The organism is Bradyrhizobium sp., assembly GCF_016462955.1.
Lineage (GTDB): Bacteria > Pseudomonadota > Alphaproteobacteria > Rhizobiales > Xanthobacteraceae > Bradyrhizobium.
In genome coordinates this window covers 1-2,492 of sequence record NZ_JAEMSD010000749.1, presented here as the reverse complement: position 1 = coordinate 2,492, position 2,492 = coordinate 1, and the positions used below count along the sequence as shown (strand labels likewise).

The 2,492-nt window shown below is 64.1% G+C and carries 2 protein-coding genes and 1 pseudogene; all 3 read right to left on the bottom strand.

What is annotated here, in order from left to right:
• Positions 1-146: 146 nt before the first annotated feature.
• A complete protein-coding gene (locus JHD07_RS37815; protein ID WP_155253860.1) occupies positions 147-302 on the bottom strand; it encodes a hypothetical protein in 156 nt (51 codons plus the stop codon).
• 625 nt (positions 303-927) lie between these two features.
• Positions 928-1,671: an IS21-like element helper ATPase IstB gene (gene istB / locus JHD07_RS37810; protein ID WP_012041725.1), complete on the bottom strand. Its 744-nt coding sequence runs from the start codon at positions 1,669-1,671 to the stop codon at positions 928-930.
• 11 nt (positions 1,672-1,682) lie between these two features.
• A pseudogene (locus JHD07_RS37805) lies at positions 1,683-2,492 on the bottom strand (IS21 family transposase); the annotation flags it as partial.

Below are 2,492 nucleotides of genomic sequence, written 5' to 3'. Positions count from 1 at the left end.
CGTACAAACCCCCGAGACTCTAATTGCCTCTGGATGAAAACTCAGGGGCAGGTCATTGGCGCTTCACCTGGCCGATGGGTCAGCGGGTGAGCAGCAAATACCAGATTCCGGCTAGCAGAAAGACGATGGTTGGCCACGCGAAATATTCAAAAGCGCCGCCCATGCGCGGCGGTGGGGAACAGCGCACGCTGCAACCGTAGGATCTGCTCGGGCTTGGGGAAAAAGATGATCTGGAGCCAGTGGAGAAGCCCCCTCAGGCGCTGATTAATTTCGCGCAGGTCGTCTATGTAAGCCTGGAGCACCGCCGCGCCTCGTCTTGGCCAGAATCTTGAGGGGGATCCTTCCGCTGCTGTGAGCTTGTGCCTGGTCATTTGCGAAGCCTGCCGCACGCCTCGCTCAGTCCTTTGATCTAGATCAAGCCCAGGCATAGGAAAGTTGGAACCGCCAGTCCTTCCTATGGTTATCGGATGATGCCAAAACAGATTGTCATCACCCTCTGGTCACTGGCGGCGGCCTCCCTGTTCGCCTTTAGCGTGGCGGCGCTGGTTTCTCCTCACTAGCTGCCCCCCCGCTGCCGGGTATTCAGCGGGCCCCCGCAAGCTTTAACCCCGTGTCTGGATTATCATCCGGCACGATACTTATCATCCTGTCGCAAGGGGATGCATCCGTCTCGAAGTGCTGATTCCGACGAAGTCCCCAGGCGTACCGATATGAAGTCGCCCGTGGATTCCGAGACGATGTCGCCCACCTTTCCGATTTGATCTCGCCCAGCGGCGAGGCGTTCTGGCCGGCTGGTTCTCTGGCACCGGTCAAGCCGCGCGGTCATCTGGAATCGCGACTTCAACCCATTTTTCTTCTTTTGCGGTTGCTGTGGGCATGTGGGCAACGCGATTGCGTTGTCCAAGCGCAGCGGCATGTCCACAGCGCTCAGGTCTTTCGGGCGGATTGCCGGGTTCGGCGCAGGCTCTCACCGGTGAGGTCGAGCCGATGGGCATTGTGGACGAGGCGATCGAGCACGGCGTCGGCATAGGTGGGATCTCCAATGAGCAGATGCCACTGGTCCACGGGGAGCTGGCTGGTGACGATGGTGGAGCGATGACCGTAGCGATCTTCGAGGATTTCCAGGAGATCGTGACGGGCGCCGGCATCGAGCGGCTCGAGGCCCCAATCATCGAGGATCAGCAGATCGACACGGCCAAGGCCACGCAACAGGCGTGGGTGACGACCGTCGCCGCGGGCGAGCGCCAGATCGTCGAACAGGCGCGGGACGCGCTGATAGAGCACGGAGCGATTGTCGCGACAGGCCTTGTGGCCGAGCGCCGAGGCGAGCCAACTCTTGCCGACGCCTGCCGGGCCGCAGATCAGGAGATTGACGTGGTCGTCGATCCAACGGCCCTCGACAAGCTTGGCGAACAGCGGGCGGTCGAGACCGCGCGGGGTGCGATAGTCGATGTCCTCGACGCATGCCTGCTGGCGCAGCTTGGCGTAGCGCAGGCGAGTGGCGAGCCGTTTGTCGTGCCGCAGCGAGGCTTCACGTTCGAGCAACAGAGCAAGCCATTCGGCGTGACCGAGGCTGCCAGCCTCACCGGCGGCTTCGATGTCGGCGAAGGCCTTGGCCATGCCGTGGAGGCCGAGGGCGTTGAGGCGGTCGAGGGTCGGATGGGTGAGCAAGGGACGGTCTCCTAATTGTAGTAGCGCGGTCCGCGGATGTTGGCATGCAGGATCGGCGCATCGTCCGCGGAGCGCTGGTGAGCGGGACGCCGATCGAGATTGTTGGCGAGGATCGACTTGACCGAGCCATAGGTGCGCGCACCGATGTCGATCGCCCGCGCAGCCGCCGCATCCAGCCGTTCGCGCCCATAGGAGGCGGCGAGCCTGAGGATGCCGAGGCAGGCGCGGAAGCCTTGTTCGGGGTGCGAGCGCTCGTCGAGAATGAGGTCGCACAATGCGCTGGTTGCCGGCCCTATCGCGGCGGCGTCCTGACGGATACGCCCGATAGTCCAGCCGGCGTAGCGCCGATGGCTGGAGGCCATGTGCTCCGGCACGGTGGAGTGCTTGTGATTGCCACTCATGCGCTGATGCGCGGCAATCCGCTCGCCCTTGTGGAAGATCTCGACGGTGCGGGCGGTGAACCGCACCTCGACCTCGGCACGCGCGAAGCGATGCGGAACGCTGTAATAATGCTTCTCCACCTCGACGTGGTAGTCGAGGCTGACGCGGCGGATCCGCCACTCGGCGAGCACGTAGGGGCTCGCCGGCAACGGCTTGAGCGCCGGCCGGTCGATCTCCTCGAGTAACCGGCGGCGCGTCACGCCGAGCCGCCGGATCGGCCGCTCCTCGTTGAGCCTGGTGAGCAACTCGCCGATCGCTGCGTTGACCTCGGCGAGGCTGTAGAAGACGCGGTGGCGCAGGCGGCCGAGCAGCCAGCGCTCGACGATGAGGACGGCCGCCTCGACCTTGGCCTTGTCGCGTGGCTTGTAGGGCCTCGCGGG